The organism is Hymenobacter agri (assembly GCF_054778495.1).
On sequence record NZ_BAAGZM010001133.1, the window covers coordinates 1 to 774 of the forward strand.

1 protein-coding gene is annotated in these 774 nt (G+C 67.4%); it reads left to right on the forward strand.

The window, feature by feature from the left end; translation table 11 throughout:
• Positions 1 to 774: IPT/TIG domain-containing protein (locus ACYVDE_RS24930; RefSeq protein ID WP_460504206.1), on the forward strand; the 774-nt coding region annotated here is incomplete at both ends.

Below are 774 nucleotides of genomic sequence, written 5' to 3' on the forward strand. Positions count from 1 at the left end.
GGCAGGCAGGCGGTGCCGACAGCGAAGGCGCGGCAGCCCTGGCCCTCACCCCGGCCGGCGAGGTCGTCATCACCGGCGAGTTCCTGAGTCGCAGCGCGCAATTTGGCCCCGTTGCCCTGGCCAATACCAGCACTCCGAACCGGTCGGATGCTTTTATTGCCCGGCTCGATGCGGCCGGAACCTGGCAATGGGCCCTGAGCTCCGGCGGCCCGGGCGACGAATATGGCACTGCGCTTACCATTGGCTCCGATGGGGCGGTGGGTGTGCTGGGCGGTTACATTGGGACGGCAACATTTGGAACCACCACGCTGGCCGGCAATGCATTTCTTGGCAATGTATTTCTGGCCAAGGTGTACGAATCGGGCCCGCTCGCCATTGCCGGCCTGGCGCCCAGCAGCGGGGCCCCGGGCCAAACCGTCACCATAACGGGCACCGGGTTTGTGGGCGTGTCGGAAGTGCTGTTCAACGGTACGCCCGCCGCGTCGTTTGCGGTGCAAACGCCCACCCAACTCACGGCCGTGGTGCCGGCCCGGGCCAGTGCCGGCCCAGTGAGTGTACGTACGACGAGCCGAACGGCTAGTTCGGCTGTGCCATTCACCCCCACGGCGCTTTCCTCAACTGCCCGCGTCAGCGGATTTACGCTGGTCCTGAACCCCAACCCCACCACCGACTACGTGCGCCTCCCCGGCCTGCCCGCCGGTACCCGCGTGCAGCTAGTCGATGCCGTAGGCCGCGTGGCCCGCGAAACCACCGTTTCGGCCGCCGCCGACGTGT